We start from the raw sequence: 4,029 nt of genomic DNA on the forward strand, positions 1-4,029 counted from the left end.
GTTCCCCGCGCCCCTGAAATGCAGACCCTTCGGGTCGCATTTCCCCGAGGAAGGCGGAGCCTTCCAGGGGCGCGGGGAACTGCGCGACCAGCCCCCACCGGCCCGCAGCCGCGATCGAACCCGCTGCCCCCTACTCGTAGGCGGCCCGGACCGCGTCGCGCGCAGCGGAAAGCGCCGCCTCCTGCGAAAGCCCGAGCCGCCGGACCCGCTCAGCAAAGGCCTCCGCCGCGATCGCCGCCTCCCGAGAAGCCGCATCCCGAGCGGCAGCGACAAACGTTCCGTTGCGCCCCCGCGTCTCGATCACCCCGTCCGCCTCCAGCGCCCGGTACGCCTTGGCCACGGTGTTCGCGGCGAGCCCGAGCTGCTCGGCGAGTCCGCGCACGGTGGGGAGTTTGTGGCCGACGGGCAGCGCCCCGGAGCGGGCCTGTTCGGAGATCTGGGCGCGCACCTGCTCGTAGGGCGCGGCACTGCCGGCGGTGTCTTGGACTCGGATCTTCAAGGTCACCGGCCGATTGTCCCGCAGGCGGCCCGGAAAATGGGAGGCACCCGCGTGCGGACGGCGCGTAGCGTGCGCGTTCATGACTGTGATCGTCCGTGCCACCAGCCCTGACCGTCCGTCGGACACGGAGGGCTTCGCCCGGGTCCGCCGTGCCTGCGTGCCGGCGATGCTGGCGACGCCCGCGTCCGTCGCGTTCGACGCCGAACGGGCGCATCCCGACGCCCACTACCGCCAGCTGGTCGCGGTGGCGGAGGACGGCGAGGTGATCGGCACGGCCCAGGTGGGCATCGCGGACGACAGCCCGGTGCCGGGGCAGGGCTTCGCCAACCTGTACGTGCATCCGCAGCGGCGCGGGCGGGGCGCGGGCACGTTGCTGCTGCGGACCGCCGAGGAGCATCTGGCCCGGCACGGTGCACAGACGGTGTTCTGCTGGGCACTGGACGGTACGGAGAACCTGGCGTGGGCGGCGGCCCGGGGCTACCGGCCCAGCCGCAGCGCCCATTTCCTGCGCCTCGACCTCACGCCGGACGCGCTGCCGCCGTTGCAGGCTCCGCCGCCGGGTGTGGAGCTGCGGACGGCGGCGGACTTCGCGGACGATCCGCGCCCGGTGTTCGAGCTGGACGCGGCGACGGTCGCGGACGAGCCGGGCGACATCCCCGCGGAGATGGAGTACGGACAGTGGCTGCGTGACACCTGGGAGCATCCGCTGGTCGACCGTGCGCTGACCACGATCGCGCTGGTGGACGGCCGTCCGGCCGCGTTCTCGATGGCCCGCACGGACGGCGAGGGCCGCTACTCGACGGGGATGACGGGCACGCTGCGCGCGTTCCGGGGCCGGGGCCTGGCCAAGCTCGCCAAGAACGACTCGCTGCACCGGGCCCGCGCGGCGGGGATCAGGGTGGCGTACACGGGCAACGACACGGAGAACGGTCCGATGCTCGCGATCAACAAGTGGTTCGGTTATGTGGTGGACACGACGGAGGTACGGCATGTCCGGGAGCTCGGCGCCTGAGACGGTGCGGGTCCGGCTGGTGAAGGGCGGGCGCGAGAAGATCTCGTACCCGGCCCAGCTGCTCGGGGACGACGGGACACGGGTCGTGGTGCGGGCCGCGTGGGCGGGGTCCGGGGTACGGGACTTCGGGTTCGTGCGGTTCGAGCCCGGTGACGTGTTCACGGAGCACTACTGGCGGGACCGCTGGTTCTCCGTGAAGGAGGTGCGGGCGGGCGACGGGGCCCTGAAGGGCTGGTACTGCGATGTCACCCGTCCCGTGGTGCGGGACGCGCAGGGGCTCGTCTCGGAGGATCTCGACCTGGATCTGTGGGTGTCCGGGGACGGGTCGGAGGTGATCCGGCTGGACGAGGACGAGTTCGCGGAGAGTGGCCTGCGCGAGCGGGATCCCGGTGCGGCGGGGCGTGCGGTGCAGGCCCTGGACGAGCTGGAGGTCCTGGCCCGCGGGGACGGCTTCGCGGCGCTGCTGTCCGGCGACCGACCGTAGGGCCCCGTGCGCTGCGCGCAGTCTTCGTCGGGGTCACGGGCGAACAGACTCACGACCCGGGTACGTGACAACCGCCACTGACAATTGCGCTTCGATGCGTCACCCTCCGGGAACAGGACTACAACGGCACCACGTTGGAACCCGTGTAGGTACAGGAGGCCCGAGATGCGCCGAGTGACCATGCACAAGCCGGCCCGCACGAGCAGCATCACGCGCCGGCTGCAGGAAGAGGCCGCCGAGCCCCGGCGCGAGCGGCCCGAAGTGCGCAAGGACGTGCGCAGGACGTGGTGGCCGGACGAGTAGGGCGGCCGGTCAGATGACGTCCAGACGCCTGCGGTAGTGGATGCGGTCGTAGGGCCCGTCGACCCGGCGCTCCACGACCTCGTATCCGTACCGCGGATAGATCTTCTGGTTCTCCCACATCAGCGCGTTGGTGTAGAGCCGCACCTCGGGCAGCCCGAGGGCGCGCGCGTGGTCGTCCACGAAGTGGAGCAGGGCGCGGCCCACGCCGCGCCCGTGCGCGTCGGGGTGGACCGCGACGCTGTCCAGGAAGAGGTGGTCGGGGCGGGCCTCGACCACGACGAGGCCGACGACCTCCGGTTCCCCCGTGACGTACACCCGGCCCGCCGCCACGTCCGCCGCGTGGTCGGCCTCCATGGGCTGCGGGACGACTCCGATGCGGGCGATGTAGGGGTGGTACGCGGCGTCGGTGACGGCGCGCACGGCCTCGACGTCGGCGGCGGTGGCCGGGCGGACCCGCGGGTTCTCGGTGCTCATGCGGCCATGTCTATGTCACCCGTGCGCCCCGGCGCCACCGGCGGTCGCCGCGGGGGCCGCGGGGGCCGCTTTCTGATCACAGTCTGAGCCGCACCTTAAGTGCGCCATAAAGATCGTCTCGGGGTGCTCCCAGGGGCCTTTCGGGGCCGGTTCGCGGGCTAACTTCCTTGCCACCACCCCCCGTTCGCACGTCGCAAGCCCGAGGAGCATCCATGTCCGCACGCCGTCGCAGGCTCGTCGCCGTCTCCGCCACCGCCGCCGTCCCGCTCGCCCTGTGGGCGGCGCCCGCCTCGGCGCACGGCACGCTGGGCGACCCGGTCAGCCGGGTCGCGGCGTGTTACGCCGAGGGCGCCGAGAACCCGACGTCGGCGGCGTGCAAGGCGGCGGTCGCGGCGGGCGGCACGCAGGCCCTGTACGACTGGAACGGCATCCGCGACGGCGACGCGGCGGGCCGGCACCAGGAGCGGATCCCGGACGGCAAGCTGTGCTCGGCGAACGCGGAGGAGTTCAAGGGGCTCGACCTGGCCCGCGACGACTGGCCCGCGACGAAGGTCTCGGCGGGCTCGTACACGTTCAAGTACAAAGTGACGGCCCCGCACAAGGGCACCTTCAAGCTGTACATGACGAAGCAGGGCTACGACGCGTCGAAGCCGCTGGCCTGGTCCGACCTGGACCTGGAGCACCCGGTGGCGACGAAGACGGACCCGGTGGCCGAGGGCGGCTACTACACCTTCTCGGGCACGCTGCCCGAGCGCACGGGCCGCCAGTTGGTCTACGGGATCTGGCAGCGCTCGGACAGCCCGGAGGCGTTCTACTCCTGCTCGGACGTGACGTACGGGGGTGACGCGGCGTCGGGCGGCGCGGCGGCCCCGAAGACCTCGGAGCCCGCGGAGCCTTCGGACGAGCAGATCAAGAAGGATGCCGACAAGTCGACGATCGACCACGGCGGGATGGACATGAGCGACGGCGCCGGTGACAGTGCGGGTGGCGGGCACGAGGGTCACTCGGGTGCCACGGAGTCCCCCGCCCCGGCGGCCGCTTCCGCCAACGCGCCTAAGGCCGACGGGAGTTCCGAGGGCCTCGCCGAGACGGGCGGCGACTCGACCACCCCGTACCTCGCGATGGGCGGCGCGGCGGCGCTGGCGCTCGGCGCGGCGGGCGTGTTCGCCTCGGCGCGGCGCCGGGCGACGGCGGGCGCGCGCCACGGCCGCTGACCCGTTCACGCGCGAAGCGGGCCGCGGGGGTGGGGGGGCGCGG

General features: G+C 72.9%; 6 protein-coding genes. 4 read left to right on the forward strand and 2 right to left on the reverse strand.

The features are described from left to right. Positions 1–130: 130 nt before the first annotated feature. A complete protein-coding gene (locus ACFW9D_RS21805; RefSeq protein ID WP_384623979.1) occupies positions 131–505 on the reverse strand; it encodes a GntR family transcriptional regulator in 375 nt (124 codons plus the stop codon). 73 nt (positions 506–578) lie between these two features. On the opposite strand from ACFW9D_RS21805, the gene ACFW9D_RS21810 reads away from it, so the two are divergent. From ACFW9D_RS21810 to ACFW9D_RS21820, 3 genes are all read left to right on the forward strand, one after another. Further along, a complete protein-coding gene (locus ACFW9D_RS21810) occupies positions 579–1,511 on the forward strand; it encodes a GNAT family N-acetyltransferase (RefSeq protein WP_384623981.1) in 933 nt (310 codons plus the stop codon). Then, a complete protein-coding gene (locus ACFW9D_RS21815) occupies positions 1,489–1,995 on the forward strand; it encodes a DUF402 domain-containing protein (protein WP_384623983.1) in 507 nt (168 codons plus the stop codon). The genes ACFW9D_RS21810 and ACFW9D_RS21815 overlap by 23 nt, the downstream gene beginning before the upstream one ends. 165 nt (positions 1,996–2,160) lie before the next feature. After that, positions 2,161–2,298 carry a hypothetical protein gene (locus tag ACFW9D_RS21820; RefSeq protein WP_188339780.1) on the forward strand — a complete coding sequence of 46 codons (138 nt, stop codon included), beginning with the start codon at positions 2,161–2,163 and terminating at the stop codon, positions 2,296–2,298. A gap of 9 nt (positions 2,299–2,307) precedes the next feature. Here ACFW9D_RS21820 and ACFW9D_RS21825 read toward each other — a convergent pair whose 3' ends face one another. Then, positions 2,308–2,772 (reverse strand): GNAT family N-acetyltransferase, encoded by a 465-nt coding sequence (locus tag ACFW9D_RS21825; RefSeq protein WP_188339779.1) that lies wholly within the window; start codon positions 2,770–2,772, stop codon positions 2,308–2,310. 212 nt (positions 2,773–2,984) lie between these two features. Between ACFW9D_RS21825 and ACFW9D_RS21830 the strand changes: the two genes are divergently transcribed. Continuing rightward, positions 2,985–3,986, forward strand: coding sequence for a lytic polysaccharide monooxygenase (locus ACFW9D_RS21830; protein ID WP_384623986.1), 1,002 nt, complete (start codon positions 2,985–2,987; stop codon positions 3,984–3,986). Positions 3,987–4,029: the final 43 nt, after the last annotated feature.

The sequence above is a fragment of the Streptomyces sp. NPDC059524 genome (assembly GCF_042749255.1).
Taxonomy (GTDB): domain Bacteria; phylum Actinomycetota; class Actinomycetes; order Streptomycetales; family Streptomycetaceae; genus Streptomyces; species Streptomyces xanthii.

Bases quoted from the DNA above. Each gene is read 5' to 3' on its own strand.
- ACFW9D_RS21810 (WP_384623981.1), top strand. From the start codon at position 579: ATGACTGTGATCGTCCGTGCCACCAGCCCTGACCGTCCGTCGGACACG.
- ACFW9D_RS21815 (WP_384623983.1), top strand. From the start codon at position 1,489: ATGTCCGGGAGCTCGGCGCCTGAGACGGTGCGGGTCCGGCTGGTGAAG.
- ACFW9D_RS21820 (WP_188339780.1), top strand. From the start codon at position 2,161: ATGCGCCGAGTGACCATGCACAAGCCGGCCCGCACGAGCAGCATCACG.
- ACFW9D_RS21825 (WP_188339779.1), bottom strand. From the start codon at position 2,772: ATGAGCACCGAGAACCCGCGGGTCCGCCCGGCCACCGCCGCCGACGTC.
- ACFW9D_RS21830 (WP_384623986.1), top strand. From the start codon at position 2,985: ATGTCCGCACGCCGTCGCAGGCTCGTCGCCGTCTCCGCCACCGCCGCC.